General features: G+C 73.8%; 12 protein-coding genes and 1 pseudogene. 9 read left to right on the top strand and 4 right to left on the bottom strand.

The genetic code is table 11. From position 1 onward, the window contains the following. Positions 1 to 3 precede the first annotated feature (3 nt). The 5 genes and pseudogenes from ACSMXO_RS15795 to ACSMXO_RS15775 all read left to right on the top strand — a co-directional run bounded on the left by ACSMXO_RS15795 (position 4) and on the right by ACSMXO_RS15775 (position 4,887). Positions 4 to 1,572 (top strand): AAA family ATPase, encoded by a 1,569-nt coding sequence (locus tag ACSMXO_RS15795; RefSeq protein WP_346256585.1) that lies wholly within the window; start codon positions 4 to 6, stop codon positions 1,570 to 1,572. Then, positions 1,569 to 2,603, top strand: coding sequence for a hypothetical protein (locus tag ACSMXO_RS15790; RefSeq protein WP_455418310.1), 1,035 nt, complete (start codon positions 1,569 to 1,571; stop codon positions 2,601 to 2,603). Before ACSMXO_RS15795 ends, ACSMXO_RS15790 begins: the two co-directional genes overlap by 4 nt. A gap of 1 nt (position 2,604) precedes the next feature. After that, positions 2,605 to 3,744, top strand: coding sequence for a hypothetical protein (locus tag ACSMXO_RS15785; RefSeq protein WP_455418309.1), 1,140 nt, complete (start codon positions 2,605 to 2,607; stop codon positions 3,742 to 3,744). 55 nt (positions 3,745 to 3,799) lie between these two features. Beyond that, positions 3,800 to 4,067 (top strand): annotated as a pseudogene (locus tag ACSMXO_RS15780) (glycoside hydrolase family 15 protein); the annotation flags it as partial. Positions 4,068 to 4,179: 112 nt separating this feature from the next. Then, a complete protein-coding gene (locus ACSMXO_RS15775) occupies positions 4,180 to 4,887 on the top strand; it encodes a MerR family transcriptional regulator (protein ID WP_346261907.1) in 708 nt (235 codons plus the stop codon). A 25-nt stretch (positions 4,888 to 4,912) separates the two neighbouring features. On the opposite strand, the gene ACSMXO_RS15770 is transcribed toward ACSMXO_RS15775, so the two are convergent. Then, entirely contained in the window at positions 4,913 to 5,728 is an 816-nt protein-coding gene (locus ACSMXO_RS15770; protein WP_346261906.1) for an AraC family transcriptional regulator, read from the bottom strand. Positions 5,729 to 6,000: 272 nt separating this feature from the next. Here ACSMXO_RS15770 and ACSMXO_RS15765 point away from each other — a divergent pair, with 272 nt between their 5' ends. Both ACSMXO_RS15765 and ACSMXO_RS15760 read left to right on the top strand, forming a co-directional pair. Beyond that, complete coding sequence (locus tag ACSMXO_RS15765) at positions 6,001 to 6,315, top strand: hypothetical protein (RefSeq protein WP_455418308.1); 315 nt, start codon at positions 6,001 to 6,003, stop codon at positions 6,313 to 6,315. A 347-nt stretch (positions 6,316 to 6,662) separates the two neighbouring features. Beyond that, positions 6,663 to 7,907, top strand: a complete 1,245-nt coding sequence (locus tag ACSMXO_RS15760; RefSeq protein ID WP_455418307.1) for a PQQ-dependent sugar dehydrogenase — start codon at positions 6,663 to 6,665, stop codon at positions 7,905 to 7,907. Positions 7,908 to 8,188: 281 nt separating this feature from the next. Here ACSMXO_RS15760 and ACSMXO_RS15755 read toward each other — a convergent pair whose 3' ends face one another. The 3 genes from ACSMXO_RS15755 to ACSMXO_RS15745 all read right to left on the bottom strand — a co-directional run bounded on the left by ACSMXO_RS15755 (position 8,189) and on the right by ACSMXO_RS15745 (position 13,464). Continuing rightward, positions 8,189 to 11,098 (bottom strand): helix-turn-helix transcriptional regulator, encoded by a 2,910-nt coding sequence (locus ACSMXO_RS15755; RefSeq protein WP_455418306.1) that lies wholly within the window; start codon positions 11,096 to 11,098, stop codon positions 8,189 to 8,191. Positions 11,099 to 11,539: 441 nt separating this feature from the next. Then, entirely contained in the window at positions 11,540 to 12,307 is a 768-nt protein-coding gene (locus ACSMXO_RS15750; RefSeq protein WP_455418305.1) for a hypothetical protein, read from the bottom strand. 68 nt (positions 12,308 to 12,375) lie between these two features. Continuing rightward, a complete protein-coding gene (locus ACSMXO_RS15745; RefSeq protein ID WP_455418304.1) occupies positions 12,376 to 13,464 on the bottom strand; it encodes a toll/interleukin-1 receptor domain-containing protein in 1,089 nt (362 codons plus the stop codon). A gap of 534 nt (positions 13,465 to 13,998) precedes the next feature. On the opposite strand from ACSMXO_RS15745, the gene ACSMXO_RS15740 reads away from it, so the two are divergent. After that, complete coding sequence (locus ACSMXO_RS15740) at positions 13,999 to 15,228, top strand: Hsp70 family protein (protein WP_455418303.1); 1,230 nt, start codon at positions 13,999 to 14,001, stop codon at positions 15,226 to 15,228. Further along, positions 15,225 to 19,208 carry a CHAT domain-containing protein gene (locus tag ACSMXO_RS15735; RefSeq protein ID WP_455418302.1) on the top strand — a complete coding sequence of 1,328 codons (3,984 nt, stop codon included), beginning with the start codon at positions 15,225 to 15,227 and terminating at the stop codon, positions 19,206 to 19,208. The genes ACSMXO_RS15740 and ACSMXO_RS15735 overlap by 4 nt, the downstream gene beginning before the upstream one ends. Positions 19,209 to 19,243: the final 35 nt, after the last annotated feature.

Raw genomic sequence — 19,243 nt, 5'->3', positions numbered from 1 at the left:
AGCGTGTCCAACTACGCCGAGTCCCGTCGGGACCTCGACAGTTACATCGCCGCCCGGGTACCCCTGATCGGCGTACGCACCATCGAACAGGTCAGGGCGATCCGCCTGGTCAAGGACGTGGCGGCGAACCCGAAGCGCAGCCAACTGCCGTTCTGGATCTACACCCGGGCCACCGGCATCCGCGACCTGCGCAACAACTCCTCCGCCCAGGAGGACCGCTCGCTGGTCGGGGCGATGGACTTCGCCGCCGCCCAGTTCACCAGCCGGGCCAACGCCACCGTGGTGCTCGTCGACCCGGACGACCTCGGCGACGACAACGCCGCCGCCCGGCACGTCGCCGAGCTGGCCCGGCTCGCCGACGCCAACTCCGGCAGCATCATCGTGGTCACCGACACGCCACTGTGGAGCGGCTTGCAGCGGCTGGGCATGAGCGTGACGCTCGACCTGCCGGACGCCACCGAGATGTACGAGGTGATCGTCGACTTCCTCGGCGACCACCACGGGGTGGTGCCGATCGCCTGGACCGAATCCGACGCCCGGCGCGCCGCCGAGTTCCTGGTCGGGGTACCGGAGGGGACCGCGGTCAACGTACTGGCGACGATCGTGACGAAGGGCTCGGTGGACCGGGAGGACGTCGAACGGCTCGCCGAGTTCAAGGACAAGCACTTCGGTGACCTGGCCGGGCTGGAACGCGTACACCTCAAGGAGGCCGACCACCAGGTGGGCGGGCTGACCAGCCTGCGGAGCTGGCTGCGGCGCCGGCACCAGATCATGGTGGCCGACCTGCGCGGCACCGAACTCCGGCCGCCGCGCGGAGTGCTGCTGGTCGGGGTACCGGGCTGCGGCAAGTCGCTGTCGGCCAAGGCCGTCGCCGCGCAGTGGCGGCTGCCGCTGTACCGGATGGACCTCGCCGCCATCCTCGGCCAGTACGTCGGGCAGTCCGAGGGCCGGCTCCGGGAGGCGCTCGACACGGCCGACCGGGTGGCACCCTGCGTGCTCTGGATCGACGAGATCGAGAAGGGGCTGGCCGGGCAGAACGACAGCACCGGCGTGGGCCGGCGGATGGTCGGCCAGTTCCTGTTCTGGCTCCAGGAGTCCCGGTCCCGGGTCTTCGTCGTGGCCACCTCGAACGACATCCGGTCGCTGCCACCGGAGTTGCTCCGCAAGGGCCGCTTCGACGAGCTGTTCTTCGTGGACCTGCCGGACGCCGAGGACCGTGGCGACATCGTCCGCCTCTACTACCGCCGGTACGTCCGGCAGGAGCCACCGCCCGAACTCGTCGACAAGCTCGTCGCGCTCTCGGACGGCTTCGCCGGCTCCGACATCGAGGCCGCGCTGCACGAGGTGGGCGCCGAGGTACTGCTGAACGGCGGCACCGACGCGCTGCGCCCGGAGTTCGTGCTGGACACCTTCGCCAACACGTACCCGCTGAGCCGGACGAACCCGGAGCAGATCGAGGAGATCCGGGCCTGGGGCCGGGAGCGGGCGATACCGGCAGGACGGTCGATCGGGGCGTCGAGCACCGACGGCGGGTACCCGAAGCGTCGCGTGCTGGTGGTGGACGAGCCGTGACCGGCGACGACGACGGCCCGGCGCCGGCCACGCCAGCCGTCTGGGACCTGCGGAACCTGGTCGGCGACCTGGCCGACCGGGGCCCTGCGGTGCCGCCCACCGTCCAGGCCGATGCGACGGTCGGGGGCGGCGCGGCGACGAGCGACGGTACGACGGTCGGGGACGGCAGCGCGGCGACGAGCGACGGTACGACGGTCGGGGACGGCGCGGCGACCGGTGTCGCGCCCCGGGCGGTGAACGAACCGGTGGTCGGGGCCGACTCCGGACTCGTCGGCGGCCTGCTGGCCGGAGTCGGCTCCGGACAGGGGATCGGCCGCGGTGGCCCCCTGCCCCGGATCGCTCGGCTGGCCGGCGTGATGGTGCTGGTGGCACTGGCGGTCTCCGCCGCCGTGGTGCTGGCGGCCGGTGAAGGGAGCGACGGCGGCGCGGACCCGGCAGCCGAGGTAGCCGGGCCGGACGCGGCCGAGCCGACCGGCTGGCGGGCCATCGAAGCCGGCCCGGCCGCATCGGGCTGGACGGAGACGCCGGCCGAACCGGGCTCGACGGATACGCCGGCACCGGGCCGGACGGAGACACCGGCATTGGGCTGGACCACCGAACCGGCCGGTTCGGAGTCGACCGCCGGGGCCGAGGCGGCGGCCCTGGCGGCGCTGCACGAGCTGCGGCTCGGCGACCAGCCGCTGATCCGGCTCGACGGCCGGTACGCCGCCCAACTGGCCTCGAAGAGCGTCGGCATCGTGGACCCGCGGCAGGTGGCGGCGAACGGCTCGCACACCTTCCACGCGGTCGACATCCTGGCCGAGCACCGCCGGATCCGGGCCGAGACCGCCCGGGAGGCGCCGGTGGTGCTGCTGCTCAGCACCGACGTCGGCAAGCGGCAGTTGTACCGGGGCCAGCCGCTCTGGATCACCGTGGCGCTGGTCGCCGCCGACCGGCCGGCCGACGTGGTGGCCTGGTGCGCCGAGCGCTTTCCCGAGTTGACCGGTGCGGCGCTGACGAACCGGTGCCTCCCCCGCCGCCTGGAGCCGTGACATGCCCGACGATTCCCCGCCGCCCTGGGCCCGGCGCCGCCGGCCGGCGGCGCCGGGTCCCGACCGCGACCTCCCCGCGCCGGAGGCCACCGCCACCACCGTCGCCGGATCTGCCGGGCAGCCGTCCGAAGCCCCGCCGGTCGCCGAGGGCCGCCGACCCGCCGCCGCCGGGGACGACGCGCCGCTCTTTCCCGACCGGCCGCCCGACGGCGACGCCTATCTGTTCCCGCCCACGCCGGCCCGGAGCCGGGTTCCCGAGCCCGACTCCGAGCCCGCCGGCTCGGCGGGGACCGGCCCGGCCCGGGAGCGGCGCCGGCTGACCGAGGCCGGCCCGCCCCCGCCGGGACCGGCCCTCAGCCGGACCGCTGCGCAACCGCCGGCCGGCCCGCAACCGCCACCCGGTCCGCAACCGCCACCCGGTCCGCAGCCGCCGGCCGGCAGCCCGGGTGCGGTAGCCGGGCCGGACCGGTCGGGGCGGCGCTCCGGCGACGTCGTCGGCGTCGTCGAGGGTGCGGTCTCGGTCGACACCGACTACCACGAGTTCTGGGGCCCGCCCGCGCTGGTCGCCGTGACGTTCCTGGTCGGCGTTTTGGCCACCGGGTACGCCGTGGCCGGCGCGGCCGACACCGCGACACTGCTCGGCCGGACCCTGCTCGGGCTCGCGGCGCTGATCGTGCTCCCCCGGCTCGCCCTCGGACGGTTTACCGGGAGGCCACCCGCCGGCACCCCGCTCCGGCCGGGCCGGCGGCACGGATCGACCGGGAAGCCGTCGAAGCCACCGGCCGGAGTACGCCGGAGCCTCCGCCTCCCGGCCAGCGGCCACCCGCTGACCGTACGCCGGTTCCGGATCCGGACCCTCGGCAACGAGACCCTGGCCGGGGTACTGCCCGGAGAGCTGTCCGGCGCCGAACTCCGCCCCGGTGACGTGGTCCGGTTCAGGGGCCGGGCCAGCCGCGACGGTCACCTGGTGCTGCACCGGGTCGATGTGCTGGCCGGGCCCGCCGGTCCGGTGGTCAGCCGGGTCACCACCCGCCGACCGGTCGGCTACCTGCTCGCCCGGTTCGGAAACCACACGGGACTCGCCCTGGCCGCCCTGACCGTGCTCTGGGTGGCGGCGGTCGTACTCGGGCTGGTGCCGTGAGCCCGACCGTCCCGGAATGAGCGGTGTCGAGCGCCGTGCGGTGGGTAGTCCCCCGCGCCCGCTGGGCCACCCGGAGGGGGCGTTCCGGCTCTGCGGATTCCTCGCCGCCCTCAGCCTGCACCAGGCCGGGGACCCGGTCGGCACGGCGCACTGGTTCGAACGCAACCGCGCCGGCTGCGGCTCCCCCGGCCCTGCACGGCGAGGAGTACGACGTGCCGCAGCGGCTGCTCCGGGGCAACCTGCCGCAGGCGCTCGTACCCGCGCTGCTGACGGAGACGGCGGTGACGCTGAGCGGACCGGCCGGTGGCCCCGACCACTCCTGACCCCGCTCACCGCCACCGGTCGCGCCCACCGGACGACGGTAGTAATTTCACCAATACCCCACGCCGGGTCGCATCGGTACGTTCGAATCGCCCCAGGACGTGAGGAGTGGCCGTGACGGTTACTGTGCCCCAGCTCGGCGACCGCGCCGGCCCGGCACCGGCGACCCCGCGGTACACCATCGACGCCCTCGCCCGCCTGGTCGGGATGTCACCGCGCAACATCCGGGCGCATCAGGCCCGCGGTCTGCTCGCGCCACCCGCCCGGTACGGCCGGACCGCCTACTACAGCGCCGGCCACGTACGCCGGCTGGAGAGCATCAAGTCGTTGCAACGGCAGGGCTTCAACCTGGTCGCCATCGAGGCGATGCTCGGGGTACGCCACCCGGCGCCCCCGCCCGCCGAACCGCTGGCGACCGCACTGAACCGGCTGGCCGCCGAGCACCCCGCCCTGCTGCACAGCCTCGCCCGGCACGGCGTGCTGGTGCGCGCCGAGGACGGCTCGGTCAGCACGGCCCGCCCCCGGGCCGTGCAACCCGCGCTCGACCTGCACCAGGCCGGCGTACCGGTGCTGGCCGCGCTGCGGCTGCTCGGCGAGGTGCTGGACCGGCTCCGTCCGGTCACCGACGAACTGGTGCCGGCCGCCGGCACCCGGTTGGCACAGCTACGCCGGGCCGGTGTCCCGGCCACCTCGGGTCAGCAGCCCGAGCACGAGACGGCGGTGCTGACCCAGGGCCTGGCCCGGCTGCTCAGCGAGGCGTTCCGGGTCGTCGCGGAGAACGCCTGCACGGGGTCTGCCGGCGGGATCGGCCCTGACCGCTGACTCCTGTGGAACCCCGCCGCGACCGTCAACTCCCGCCGCGCCGGCGGGCGTAGCGGGCCGGGGTGGTGCCCAGGTGCCGGACGAAGTGCCGGTGCAGGTGGGCCTGGTCGTGGAAGCCGACCGCCACGGCGACGCTGGCCGGTCGCTCCCCGGCCAGCAGCAACCGGCGGGCCCGGTCGACCCGCCGACCGGTCAGGTAGGCGTGCGGCGGCAGGCCGTAACTGCGGGTGAAGCACCGGATCAGGTGGCTGGGATGTGCGTCCAGGATCACCGCCGCCTCCCGCAGGGACATCCCGACCGCGATCCTGGAGTCCAGCAGCTCCCGCAGCCGGCCGGCCAGCCGGTCCGACCGGCCGCTCGGCGGGACGGGCGCGAGCGTGTCGAGATGCTCGTGCAGCCGATCCCGGATCAGGGCGAGCCGGGATTCGGCCTCGAACGCGTCGCCGGGGTGGCCGAGCGAGGTGTGCAACTGGTGGATCCGGTGCCGCAACAGTTCGTCGTCCAGGACCGGGCCGTCCACCGCGCTGCCGACCAGGTGCTCCGGCAGTACGGTCGTGTCGAGGTAGAGCACCCGCTTGCGGAAGCCGGCCGGGGTGACCGTCCGGCCGTCGTGGGTGACGCCGGGCGGGAGCAGCAGCACCGTGCTTCCGGCGGTCATCCCGTGCCGGTGCCGGTCGAGGGCGAAGTCGACCGATCCCCCGTCGAGGATCATCAGGTCCCAGGTGTCGTGGGTGTGCGCCGGATAGGCGTGCTCGGTGAAGTGCGCGTGGAAGACCTCGGCGATCCCTGGCACCTTCGGCCGCCAGGCGCTGATCGTCGTACCGGACCGCTCACCTGCCATGTCAGGAACGTACAAGACCGGTGCCGCGCAGCGGCGGGACGCTCACGCGATGGGCGTTGTCCGCTCCTCAGCCCGCCTGAGTGAACCTCTTTCAACCTGAACCGCGCGACGCTCGCGCCCCGCGTCCGACCTCGCGGTCCACCGGACCGCAAGGGGAGGTTGAAGACCGCTGAGCGTGCGGGCTATCGGAAATCGCCGTGTATTCCGGATGTATTGACCCCTGTCATAGTTCTGGCGTCACAACGCGTGAAATGGCCGATAGGAGGAATTCCATGCGCATCATGCGTAACGCCGCCGTAGGAATCAGTCTGGGTGCCGTCTTGGCGCTCGGCACCCCATTCGCTCCGGCGCAGGCGGCCGGGCAGGCCGCCGCCGCATTCTGCGCGCCGGAGCACTGGCAGGACGAGTACACCTACGGCGGCCGATGCGTTGGCAGCGAGACTTTCTACTACGCAGCGGTACCGTGCGAGAACGGCGCCGTCGCACGCGGACCCGCCGTCCGGGGGTCGACGTGGTCCTATGCGTACTGCAGCAAACTCAACTCGCGGATCCGCCCCGGCGCCCGGGGTGACATCTACCCCCTCTAGTCGCAACACGACGGTGGGGCGAGCAGCCGGTCGAGCGGCCGGGGGGACGGACGTCCTCTCGCGTCCGGCCCCGCTCCACCAGCCAGTGGTGAAGCAGACCGGGCGAGACCCGTCAGGTCCTCCGCCCGGTGGCCGTGCCAGTCAGCGGTTGACCTACGTTTTCCTTGCTCAACCGCGCGCTCAGATTGGAGGCGATCGTGGTCGCGTCCTTGCCGTCCCGTCGACTGATGCCCCTTCTCTGACCGGAAAGGCAGCAAGACGGCGGGTTGGATATTGGCGGGCGCCGATGTACTGTGGGAACGCTCCCAGATTGCGTCCTCCACTCCACTTGCTCGAGGAGCTGAAACATGTCGCGACGGCGTTGTCGCCCGGCCACCATGCTGGCCGGGCTGCTCGTTCTGGCCCTGTCTGCGTTCCTGTTGCCACCGGCGTCGGTGGCCGGCACCGCCGCGGCCGGCACATCCCACACCCGCGCGGTGCCACTCGCTGAGCTGACCGTGGTATCCGAACAGGTGGCTTCCGGTCTGCAGCGTCCGATCGCGATCACCGGGCTGCCGGACGGCCGGATGCTGATCGCGGAGAAGAACGGCACCGTCCGCGCCTACCACCCCGACACCGGCTTGGCGGCTGAGCCGGTGCTCGACCTGACCGCCCGGATCGACACGTCGGACAACGAGCGCGGCCTCCTCGGCATCACGCCTGCGCCGAACTTCGCGCGGACCGGGATCCTCTACGTGGCCTACACGAGCCTGCCGGCCGGCGCGCTGACCCTGGCGCGAGTGCCCATCGGCGCTCCTGAGCGGGTGCAGGTGCTGCTCACCCAGGAGCACGCCGAGTACGGCAACCACAACGGCGGACAGGTGGCGTTCGGCCGCGAGGGCTACCTCTACTGGTCCCTCGGCGACGGCGGCCACGCGAACGACCCGTTCAAGGCCGGTCAGGACCTCGGCACCCTGCTCGGCAAGATCGTGCGGATCGACGTCAACCGCAGCTGCGGGGCGAAGCCCTACTGCGTGCCCGCCGACAACCCGTTCGTCCGCACGCGCGGCGCGCGGCCGGAGATCTGGCTCTACGGGCTGCGCAACCCGTGGCGGTTCTCCGTCGACCCGGTCGACGGCTCGCTGTGGATCGGTGACGTCGGCCAGGGCCTGGTCGAGGAGATCAACCACATCCGCCCGTGGCAGGGTGGGGCGAACCTCGGCTGGTCCTGCCGGGAGGGCACCCCGGTGTTCGACCCGGAGCAATGCCGGCCGGGCGTGCGGTACACCGACCCGGTCTTCGAGTACGAGCACTTCATGACGGAGAGCTGCTCGGTGACCGGCGGCGTGGTGTACCGAGGGTCGGCAACTCCGGAGGCGTGGGGGACCTACGTCGCGAGCGACTACTGCTCCACCCTAGCGTTTGCCGTGCGTCCCAAACCCACGGGCGGCTACGAGTCCGCCACGATCGGCAACTTCCCCATCCAGCCGACCGCGATCGACGCCGACGTGCACGGCGAGCTGTACGTGCTCAGTGACCTCCCGGGATGGCTGAGCCGGGTACGGTTCGAGCGGGTCCAGCCCGCCTCTGGCGGCGGGGCGGCCAACCGCTGAACCCCGGGCAATCCCCTCCGCATCCGCAAGACCCCTGGGGGACGGCCGCGTCCGGGCGGCCGTCCCCGGCTCACTCCGATACAGACCCCGGGTGCGTTTCTTCTGGAATGACCTGCGTGATGTGTGTCGATGTCTGCCTGTCGCGGTGAAAACCATGGATCACCATCGATCACCCCATTCGTGGCGCTATCGACACCGCCTCTCCGCTGACTACCGCCAGCAATCATTTCTGGCCAGACCTGCGGCGATGCGTTCCAACGGCTCGGACAGCGCCGACCCCGTCATCCCCGAGCCAGCAGGCTGACCAGGGCGGTACGGGAGGTCACCCCGAGCTTCCGGTAGATCCGCATCAGGTGCGCGTCGACCGTACGCGGACTGATCTGGAGCTGTCGGGCGATCACCCGGGACGTGGCGCCGGTGACGGTCAGCTCGGCGACCTCCCGTTCCCGGGCGGTCAGCAGCGCCAACGGATGCGCCTCGTCCGGCGCCGCCCCCGGCTGGTCCGCCAGCACGGCACGCCGGGACAGCCGGGCGGCCAGCCGACGCTGCGCCCGGTCCGCCTGCCCGGCCAGCCAGCGCGCGCCGCTGGCCGCGAAGAGCTGCTTGGCCCGGCCGAGCTGCTCGCGGGCCGATTGCGGATCACCGGTCGCCACCCGCGCCTCGGCGAGCACCAGCCGGGCCTGCCCCTCGGCCACCGGCATGCCGGCCGCGCCGAGCTGACCGATCGCCGGCGCCACCTCCGCCACGGCGTCACCCGGGGCACCGTGCGCCAGGGCCAGCGTCGCGCCGGCCAGCCCGACCAGCCCGAGCCGCCCGGGCAGGTCACCGGCGACAGCGGCGGCCCGGGTCAGCCAGCGCCGGGCCTGCGGCGGTATCCCACCCGGCCCGCCCCCCGCCGATCCGGCCCGACCGGCTCCGGCGGCGGAGAGCGCCCGTACGACCAGGACACCCGCCTCGGCCGGCCCGAGGCAGCGGTACGTCTCCGCGTCGGCGAGCAACTCCTGGCAGCCGGCGTCGTCGCCGACCGCCGCACTCGCCTCGGCCAGGTGCGTCCGCACCACCGCCCGGTACAGCGTGGACCGGGGGGCGGCGCGGCCGCGCAGCCTCTCCAGGGCCGGGCGTACGGCGTCCGGCCCGGCCAGCCAGAGCAGCGGCCGGAGTCGTACCGCCGCCGCCAGCGTCGCCGCCTCGACACCCCCCTGCCACCGGGCGATCTCCTCCGCCTCCTCGGCGTCCCGCAGCGCGTCGTCGACCCGGCCCACCGTGCCGTAGAGCACAGACCGGGCCGCGTAGAGCAGCGGGTGGACGTGAATCCGCCCGTACCGCAGCCCCACCTCGATGCCCCGCTCCGCGTGCGCCAGCCCGTCGTCGACCCGGTCCAGCATCGCCTCGATCCAGGCGAGCAGGGCGATCGCGCCGAGCTCGTCCCGGAGCGCGACGTCGCCGAGGGCGTCGATCATCCGGGCGGCGTACGAGACTCGCAGCCGCGCGGTGGCCAGCGGCTCCCGGGCGACCGCGCAGGCGGCCAGTACGGTGCTCGCGGCGGCCTCGATCCCCCGGTGCCCGCCCTGCCGCGCCCGGTTCACGGTCTTGCCGGCGTGCCTGGCGCCGGCCCGCCAGCGGCCGGCCAGCATCTCCGTCACCGCGAGTTCCAGCCGCAGCATCGCCTGCGGCGTGCCGGTGGCACCGAGCCGTTCCAGTTCGGTGCTGAGCAGCGCGCTGGCCACGTCGAGCCGACCGGCCAGCCGCTCCAGCACGGCGAGCTGCTCGACCGCGGCGTGCCGGTACGGGCCGGCGACCGCGACGAGATCGTGCAGCACGGTCCGCGCCTCGTCGAACTGGCCGGTCACCCCGAGCGCCTTGCCGAACAACAGTCGCAGCTCGGCCCGGCGATCGGCCCGACCGGGGCCGTCCGGCAGCGCCGACAGCGCGACGCGCAGCCAGCCGGCGCTGGTGCTCGGTGCCGTACCCATCGTGGTCATCGCGGCCGTGGCCAGCACCTCGGCGCCGGCCTCCTCACCCGGCTGGATCGCCTTGGCCAGGTGGTGGGCCCGGAGCGTCAGCGGGGCGCCACAGCGTTCGAGGTGGGTCGCGGCCCGGCGGTGGGCGGCCAGCCGCCAGGCCGGACCGGCCAGCCAGTACGCCACCGCACGCACCAGCGAGTGCCGGAAGTCCAGCTCCGCGCCGACCGGACGGAGCAGGTTCCGGGCGACCAGCGCGTCGAGCGCGGTGCTGGTGCGGTGCGGGTCGATCCCGGCCGCGGCGGCGACCGTGCCGATGTCGAGGCCGGGTCCGACCACGGCGGTGGCCTGGAGCACCAGCCGTTCGGTCGGGCCCAGCCCACGGATCTCCGTCGCCATCGCACCGTGCAGCGCGCTGGTCACCGGCTCGTCGGGAAAGTCGCCGCGACGCAGCGCGCCGAGGACCTGCGTCGAGGTGCCGGCCAGCAGTTCCAGGTAGAGCGGGTTGCCGCCACTGACCTGGTGCAGCAGCCGGCGCCGGGACGCCGGCTCGGCCGGCAGCAGTTGGTCGACGTCGGCACCGGTCAGCGGGGCCAGCCTGAGCCGGTCGGGCAGCGGCGCCAGGTGGGCGAGTTCCTCGGCCAGTCTCGGCGGGCACTGCTCGGACCGGAACGCCAGCGCCACCGTGATCCGGGCGTCCGGTGGATGCCGCAGCAGATAGCCGAGGAACTCGACGGAGGCGTCGTCGGCCCACTGCACGTCGTCGAAGACCAGCAGGGCCCCGGCGGGACGGGCGGCGGCGGCGACCAGACCACGCAGCCGGCGGTGCCGCTGGTGCCGCTCGACCGCGGCGGTGGCCGGCCCGGTGCCGTCGGGGTCGCGCATCGCGAGGCTGTCGAGCGACGCGTGCAGGTCGGCCCGATGATCGGGTACGCCGGCCAGCGCGTCCAGCAGCACACCGTACGGGAGGGAGCGCTCGAACTCGGTCGCCCGACCGAGCAGCACGGTACGACCCCGGCCGCCGGCCACCCGCGCCAGCTCGGCGACGAGTCGACTCTTGCCGATGCCCGGTTCGCCGTCCAGCACCAGGAACCGGGGTCGTGACCTGTCCTCGTCGAGTAGCGCGACCATCCGGGCCAGCTCGGCACCGCGACCGACCAGGGCGGCGACGGTCTGTGCCGCCGCCGCACGCGGTACGGCCGTCGGCTCCGACGGCGATGTGACCGGCACCTGCGTACCTCCAGGACATGGGTTGATCCTGGTCCGAGGTAACCGCGTTGACCGTCGTCCATGCCAGAGGCGATCGGACCGAACTATCAGCAGTCATCAGTCCATTGACACCACAGCGCCGAGAACCTATGGCCGACCACTCCGGAACGTCCCCGGATGCCGGGGACGTTTCCGCAGTTCACACCGGGCGGACGGGCTGCCGGTCGGGCCCGGCCGCCGTGGTCACGGGAACGGCGGGCGGAGGCAGCGGGGGCGGGGGTAATCGGGGACGGTGCCGCTCCCGGGCCCGGCGTCGGGGGTGGACTTCCCGCAGTACGGGACGGCCCGGTCCCGCAGGTAGGACCCTCGGCGCTCGGCGAGACGCCGTACCCGGGCAGGGGTTTCCGGACCCTCTCCCCCGCCAGTCCGGTCCGGGCCGGCGGACGTCGCCGGGCCGGGCCGTCAGTGCCGCAGTTTCGCGACCGCCTGCCGGACGATCCGCATCCCCACCATCCCGGGCATCGCCTTGATCGCCATGCCGCGCAGGTTCTTGACGGCCATGCCCTTGTCGGCCATCCCGCGCATGCCCCTGGCCACCGCCATCCCGCCCAGGCCCTTGCCGGCCATGCCACGCAGCTGCTTGCCGGCCATCCCGCGCATGCTCCTGGTCCGGTACGTGATCCCGTTCATCCGGTTCAGCATGCCCTGCACCACCTGGCCGGGCTTCTGCTGCTCACCGGCGAGCGCGGTGACCACGATCAGTCCGCCGGTCAGGGCCGGAATCACCCACTGCAACACCCGCAACTGCCGCTGCCGCGCCGCGACACCCGGCGGTGTGCCGTTCTCCGGGGCCGTCGTCGCCACCACCGGCGCCTCGGTGGTCTTCTCCAACTGCATCCCGAGCATCCGGCTGTAGCCGGTCGCCGCCAGCGCCGCCACCGTCAGCCCGGTCTTGACGGCGCTCATCCGGCCCACCCCGGACTGGACGAGCATCCGTGGACTCTCGGTGATCAGCTCACCGGCGGCACCGGCGACATGGGTGCCGATCGCCGCCGCGTTCACCGGGGTCCACCTGGCCCAGCCGGCCGAGGCGACCCCCAGTCGCTGTCTCGAGTCGCTCACCTTCGCCGCCGCGCCGTTGACCCCGATCGCCCCCATCAAGGCGCCGCCGAACCAGGCAGCCAGGCCGAGATCGTGCATCGAGCGCAGTACCGTATGCCGCTCCGACATCTGCCAACCTCCGTCGTAGGAGATCCGCCGGGTACCCGCGCGGCAGGCTTCCAATCCCGCCGCGGGGACTATTCCAGGACGGTGTCGTCGTCGGGTACGCCCAGGTCCTGGATCTGGTAGTCGATGCTGCGCAGCGGCAGGTTCCGGACGAAGAAGACCCGCGACGGCAGCCCCGTCGACCGCCGGGTCCCCTGGGTGATCCCGGTACCGGTGAAGCAGAGCCAACTGATCCCCAGCACCTCCCGGATGAAGTAGTCCGTACCCCACGGGGTGTACCTGCGCTCCCGGATGGTGCAGCTCGAATACCACGCCTGCTGGTCGTCGGAGTAGTAGTTCCGGGGCGGGCGGCCGAGCAGCGTGCGCTCCTCGTCGGTCGCCTCGAAACACCCCGCCCGGCTCGGGTCGGAGAGGATCCGGAACGCCGCCTTCCAGGTCGCCGGCAGCAGGTCCATCTTGCGGCGGTTCAGCTCGCCCAGGTCGAAGGTGAGGGCCAGCCAGGGACCGTTGGAGTTGTCGACCTGCTCGAAGGCGTCCCCGATCCAGAGATTGGCGAGGATCTGCCGCAGGGTGCGGTGCCGCTGCTCCTCGTAGTCGCCGACGAAGACGTACTTGCGGGTGCTCAGGCCGAGCTGGCCGGTGGGGTCGAAGCCGTCCCGGGGTACCAGCCGGACGGCGCGCTCGACCACCGTCCGCTCCTCGTACCGGCGCAGCAGTTCGTCCGGGGACAGCGCCAGGCAGTGCCGGAGGGTGTCCCGGAGCCGCTCGGCGACCTGCCGCAACCCACCCGCGTCGGTGACCGGTACGGCCTGCTTGAGCCGCAGACCGTAGGGAAGGTGGGCGGCTCCGGCAGACTCGTCCAGCAGGATCGGCACGACCCGGTGCAGGCCGTCCTCCCGGCGGGACAGCTCGACGGCCTGGGCTATCTCCTCGCGCTGGTAGTAGGCGCGGTCCGTGCCACCGGAGATCAGCACCAGGGTGACCGCCGCGCTTCGCTGCGCCGCCGGCAGCCGGCTGTCCCAGTCGTCGCCGGGCAGCAGGCTCCGCTGGTCGAGGAAGACCCGGAAGGGCGGACTGAGCAGGTCGTACAGTTCCTCCGCGGCGGCGCGGTCCGCGGTCGCGTACGCGATGAAGAAGTCCCAACGGTCCTCTCGGGTCATTCCCCTGCTCCCTCTCCTCGGCCCCATCGCCGATCGGGATCGCACCGACGCCCCATCCAAGCAGCCCGCCCGGCGTCCGTCGATGCGAACCACTGGCCCGATGAGCCTTTTCGACCGGGACCCCGCGGCGCTCACACACCGCGTCCGACTCCTGCGTTCCGGCAGACCGCGCCGGGAGCCGGATCCCGGCCGACCCGACCGCCCGTGTTCCGCAAGTGCCGTACCGTTCCGAGGAACAGGTGCGGAATTGCCGACGGCACGATCCGTTTGGCGTACCCGTCGCTGCCGCCGACCGGTGCGGCGCTCCGTTCGGGCATTAGCGCGGGGTAGATCAGTCAGGAGAGCGGAATCGATCTGGACCGGCTCCGGCACCGCCATTTACGGTTCGGATCGTCACCGTCGGGTCGAAAAGGTTCGCTGGTTTACCCGTGCCGAACAAACCCTTCGGCGGAAGCCGGTGACTCATCCGGACCAGAGGTCGTCGAAGGAGCGCCGCTCCGGTCGGGGGGCGGTGACGGAAGGCGTGCGTACGAGATGACTCCGCTCGGTATCGACCTGGGCACCACCCGATCCGCGGTGGCCATGGTGGACAGCAGTGGACGGCCGATGATCCTGCCGAACCCGCTGGGCGAGGAGACCACCCCGTCGGTGGTGTGCTTCGAGTCGCGTCGCTCGGTGTTGGTCGGTGCCGCCGCGCAGGTCGCCGGCCAGTCGACGCCGGACCGGATGGTCGCACTGGTCAAACGGGATCTGGACGGCAACCGGTCACACTGCTTCGACGACGTCGAGTACCCGCCGGAGGCGGTCTGCGCGCTGATCCTCCGTACCCTGGTCCGGGGCGCGGTGCCGGGGTCGTGGTCGGGGCGGAGCGTGCCGGCGGTGGTGACGGTGCCGGCCTGTTTCGGTCCTCGGCAGCGCGAGGTGACGCGGCGGTCCTGCCTGCTGGCCGGGGTACGCCCGCTCGCGCTGGTCAGCGAGGCCGTCGCCGCCGCACTGCACTACGGCAACGCCACGGGCGTGGGCAGCGGCACCGCCCTGGTGTACGACCTCGGCGGCGGCGTCTTCGACGGCACGGTACTGCGGCTGGGGCGGCGCATCCAGGTGCTGGCCACCGACGGCGACCCCGGACTGGGCGGCGTGGACTGGGACCGCCGGCTGATGGCGTTGCTGCTGGAGCAGTTCGTCGCCCGGGCGGCGCCGGACGACGACCCGGCCGCCGACGAGGTCTTCATGGCCGGGCTGGCGCTGACCGCCGAACGGGTCAAGCGGGCACTGTCCGGCTTCCCGGTCCACCGGGTCCCGATCCGGTACGCCGGGCACAGCGTCACCGTCACGGTGAGCCGGGACGACTTCGAGGCCGCCACCCGGGATCTGGTGGACCGTGCGCTGGTCCTGCTGCGCGGGCTGCTCGGCGCGGTCGCCCGGGCCGGCGTGTCGGACGTCGACCGCTGTCTCCTGGTCGGCGGGGCGAGCCGGATGCCGATGATCGCCGCCGCGCTCTCCGCCGAGTTCGGCTGGCGTCCCCGGCTGTTCGAGCCCGACCTCGGCGTGGCCAAGGGCGCGGCGTTGCACGCACACCGGATGACCCGACTCGATGCCGAGCAGGTGACCGAGGCGGACGCCGCCGAGCCCGGCGCTGGCGGAGGAGGCGACGCCAGGCGCGGCAGTGGGACTCAGCCGGTCCGGGTGGCGGAACCGGTTCGCGCGGCCGGGCCGAGTGCGGGCGGTGGAGGCCCGGCCCGGAATCGGGTCAGGAGGCCATGATGGGCGGGACGAGCACCGACGAACCCGGCCCGGACGCTCCCGCGCCGGATCCCGACCCCGCATCGGAGCTGGCCGAGCTGACCCGGGAACTCGCCGACCTGCGCGCGGAGCTGACCGCCTTCGACACCGATCCGGAGTACCGGGCCTACGTGCTGGCCCAACACCGCGCCGGACTCCGCTACGAGGTGGCCCGGGTCTGCTGGCAGCGCTACCTCTCCCTGGCCAATCAGCCGCCCCGCGAACCGGCCGGTCCGGGCGGCGGGACGAGCGGGCCGGAATGCGGGGCGGAGGAGGTCGCTGCCGCACTGCGGACGGCGATGGCGGCGCTCCAGGAGGCCAGGGAGGCGCTGCCGAAGGAGTCCGAACTCGCCCTCGACGTGGCCTGGTGGCTGGGTGGTGCCTGGACCGACCGTTACGTCACCGACGCCGATCCGACCGCGCTGAACCAGGTGATCGAGTTGTCCGCCGAGGTGGCCGGCGCGGAGGAATGCGCCCCGGAACTCGTCGGGCCGGCCCGGCACCGGCTCGGCAAGGCCCTGATCGAACGGTACGGGCTGGCTGCCGCCCCGACCGATCTGGACCGGGCGGTCAGCGAGCTGGAGGTGGCCGCCGGACGCGATCCCCGGGACGACCCGGACGCGGCGGTGGACTGGTGGTACGACGCCCGGCTGGCGGCCGGGACGGCCCGGTTCGAGCGCTGGCGGCGGACCCAGCGGCGGGAGGACCTGGACGCCGCCGTCGACCACCTCGACGGGCTGGCGGCCGAGGACTCGCCGGACGACCCCTACCTCTCGGCGGAACTGCTCGACGGCCTGGCCCGGCTGCACCACGACCGGGCGGCACTGCTGCTCGCCGCCGGCGACCGTACGGCGGCAGCCGCCGACGTCGCCGCCGGGCGGCGCTGGGTGTACGTGGCACTGGACCGGTGCGCCGCCGACGACCCGGCCCGCCCCGGCCTGCTGGCCGCCCGGGCGATGCTCGGCTGGACGCGCTACCGGTACAGCGGGCAGGTCGACGACCTGACCACGGCAGAGACCGAACTGGGCGAGGCGATCGCCGAGCTGGACGCAGCCGCGGCCGAGCGCGAGAACCTCACGACGATCCGGGGCATGCTGGTCGCCGAGCGGCTGACCCGTGGCCTGCCGGCGCGGCCCGACGACGGGACGGTACTCGGCGAGGCGTACGCCGGGATGCGGGCGGAGGTCGACCGCACCGCGGCGGCGGAGTCCGGGCCGGACGGAAAGCCGGCCGAGCCGCTCGTCCTGCCACCCCTGCCGGGGCAAAACGCGGCACCACCGTCCCGGGAGGAGTCCCTGCGCCTGCTGGACCGGGCGCTCGACGCCTGGCGCGCCCTTCCGGTCACCGCACCGGAGCGGGCGCGGTTCGCCAACATGCTGCTCACCGTCCTCCCCACCGGCCAGGACGGCCTCACACAGCACCCCGGCACCGCCGAACTGATCGCCGCCGCGCGGACGGCGTATCCGGACGATCCGCAGTTCCGGCAGCGGATGCTGGTCCTGGACGGCATGCACGGGATGCTCGCCGCCCGGCCGGGCGACCCCGGCCCGCTGGAGGACGCGCTCACCGCGCTCACCGAGGCCCGGCGGACGGCCACCGGCGGCACCGTCAACGACCTCGACATGGTGCTCAGCGGGCTGCGGCAGCTCGGCGCCCAGCTCGGCGACGACCTGGGCGGACTGACCCGGGCGATGGCGGAGCACGCGGAGATCGCCGACCGCGCCGACCTGACCGACCGGCAGCGGGCGCTGCTGCGGTTGCAGGACGCCGCCATCCGGCTGATGCACGGTTTCCAGTTCCGCGACTGGTCCGAGATGGACGCGGCGGCGGCCGAACTCCGCGCCGGGCTGGCCGGTGTGCCGGCGGAGGACGCCCGGCGCAGGGCACTGGAACCGTTGCTGACGCTGACCGACCGGTGGCGCCGCATCGCCACCTCGGAGAGCCCCGATCCACGCCTGCTGGAGGAGGTCGCCGAGCAGATCTCGACGGTGACCGGGACCGACGTCGGTCCGTCCGACCCGACCCTGGACGTCTACGCCATGTTGGCCCGGGCCGGCAGCGCGGCGGCCGGTTACGACGCGGCGGCGCTCGACCGGCAGATCACCCGGTTGCGGGAACGGATCGACCCGATGCCGGCCGGCGACCAGAGCGCGCTGACCCTGCGGGTCCTGCTGGCCGGTCTGTACATGACCAGGCTGGAGGCGTGGCGCAGCTTCGACGACGCCGAACGGGCCATCGAGCTGCTGGAGCGGGTCCGGCCGTACGTGGCGGACCCGGCCCACCCGCTCTGGTCGGCGAGCATGTCGTGGCTGAGCCGGGCGTACCGGGCCCGGGACGACCGGGGCCGGGACGACCGGGCGGCCAGCCGGGAGGCCGGGTTGCAGGCGCTGCGCGGGTACGCCTGGCGGACGCTGGTGCAGACCGGTACCGCCGAGGCGGCGCTGGCCGGCCGGGACGCCCTCGACGACGCGACCGAGGTGTTCGGCTGGTGCGTGACGGACCGGGAGCCGGGGCAGGCGGTGCGGGCCCTGGACGCCTGCCGGGGCCTGGTGTTGCAGGCCGCCTCACGCAGCCGGGACGTGCCGGAGCTGCTGGCCGCGGCCGGTCGGTCGGACCTCGCCGCCGAGTGGCGCTCCGGGGCGGCCGGTGGGGTGCCGATCCCGGCCCGGCTGCGCCAGCGGGTGATGCGGGCGCTGCTCGACCACGAGCAGTCGATCGGGGCCGGTGGCCGGATCGAGTTGCTCGACCCCCCGGAGCCGGCGGAGATCGCCGGGGCGCTCCGCTCGGCCGGTGCGGACGCGCTGGTGTACCTGGTGCCGGCGACGAGCGAGCGAGCCCCGGTCGTGGTGGTGGTGCCGGCGCGCGGCGATCCGGAGCTGACGGTGCTGACGATGCTCGGGGCACGGTTCAGCGCCCTGGACGACTACCTCGGCACCCGGCTCGCCGGCCGGCGGACCACGGCCGGTACCCGGGACGCGGGGCCGGCCGACCCGGTCGACGTGACGACGGCCGAGTCGGAGGCCGCCGATGCGCTGCGCCGGCTCTCCGACTGGGCCTGGTACGCGGCGATGGAGGCGGTCCTGCGAAACTGCGCCGACCGGCAGTTCTCCCGGCCGTACCGGCTGGTGCTGGTGCCGATGGGGGCGTTCGGGCTGGTGCCGTGGCATGCCGCCCGGTCACCCGGCGGCCGGTACGTCCTGCAGGACGCGGTGGTCTCGTACGCGGCGTCGGCGCGGATGTTCTGCGGCACCGTGCAACGCGAACCGGTGCCGATCGACACGGCGAGCCTGGTGGTCGGCAACCCGACCGACGACCTCGCGCACGCCGGGGCGGAGGCGACCGCGATCCGGAACAGGTTCTATCCCGCCGCGCCCTACCTGGGCCGGCCCGGCGAGGGCGCGGCGACCGGGCCGGGTACCCCGGACGAGGTGCTGGACTGGCTCGGCTCGGCCCTGACCGCCGACCGGGGCGTACTGCACCTGGCCTGTCACGGCGCCGTGGTGCCGGACGGGCCGGAGCGGTCGTACCTGGTGCTGGCCGGGCCGGGTGGGCGTACGCCGCTGACCGCCGAGCGGATCACCGACGCGGCGCAGCGGTCGGCGGGCGGCTTCCGGCTCGGCACGGTGGTGCTGGCGGCCTGCTCCAGTGCGGTACCCGGACGCGTCTACGACGAGGCGTACTCGCTCGCCACGGTCTTCCTGATGGCCGGTGCCCGCTCGGTGGTCGGCTCGCTCTGGCCGGTCCCCGACGACGCCACCTCGCTGTTGATGTACATGCTGCACCACTATCTGGCGGTGGACCGGCAGGGGCCGGCCCAGGCGCTGCGGCTGGCCCAGCTCTGGATGCTCGACCCGGATCGCCGGGTGCCGCCGGGGATGCCGAGGGCGCTGCGCGAGCGGATGCCGGCGATCGATCCGGAGGACCTGGTCGGCTGGGCCGGCTTCAACCACTTCGGACAGTGAACCCTCCCGGCCTCGCCTCGCGGCGGCGTGCCGGC

Source organism: Plantactinospora sp. DSM 117369 (genome assembly GCF_053764795.1).
This window is presented reverse-complemented; position numbering and strand designations above follow the sequence as displayed.

Coding starts and splice junctions, on each gene's coding strand:
- ACSMXO_RS15785 (WP_455418309.1), top strand. CDS start 2,605: ATGCCCGACGATTCCCCGCCGCCCTGGGCCCGGCGCCGCCGGCCGGCG.
- ACSMXO_RS15765 (WP_455418308.1), top strand. CDS start 6,001: ATGCGCATCATGCGTAACGCCGCCGTAGGAATCAGTCTGGGTGCCGTC.
- ACSMXO_RS15770 (WP_346261906.1), bottom strand. CDS start 5,728: ATGGCAGGTGAGCGGTCCGGTACGACGATCAGCGCCTGGCGGCCGAAG.
- ACSMXO_RS15760 (WP_455418307.1), top strand. CDS start 6,663: ATGTCGCGACGGCGTTGTCGCCCGGCCACCATGCTGGCCGGGCTGCTC.
- ACSMXO_RS15740 (WP_455418303.1), top strand. CDS start 13,999: ATGACTCCGCTCGGTATCGACCTGGGCACCACCCGATCCGCGGTGGCC.
- ACSMXO_RS15750 (WP_455418305.1), bottom strand. CDS start 12,307: ATGTCGGAGCGGCATACGGTACTGCGCTCGATGCACGATCTCGGCCTG.
- ACSMXO_RS15735 (WP_455418302.1), top strand. CDS start 15,225: ATGATGGGCGGGACGAGCACCGACGAACCCGGCCCGGACGCTCCCGCG.
- ACSMXO_RS15745 (WP_455418304.1), bottom strand. CDS start 13,464: ATGACCCGAGAGGACCGTTGGGACTTCTTCATCGCGTACGCGACCGCG.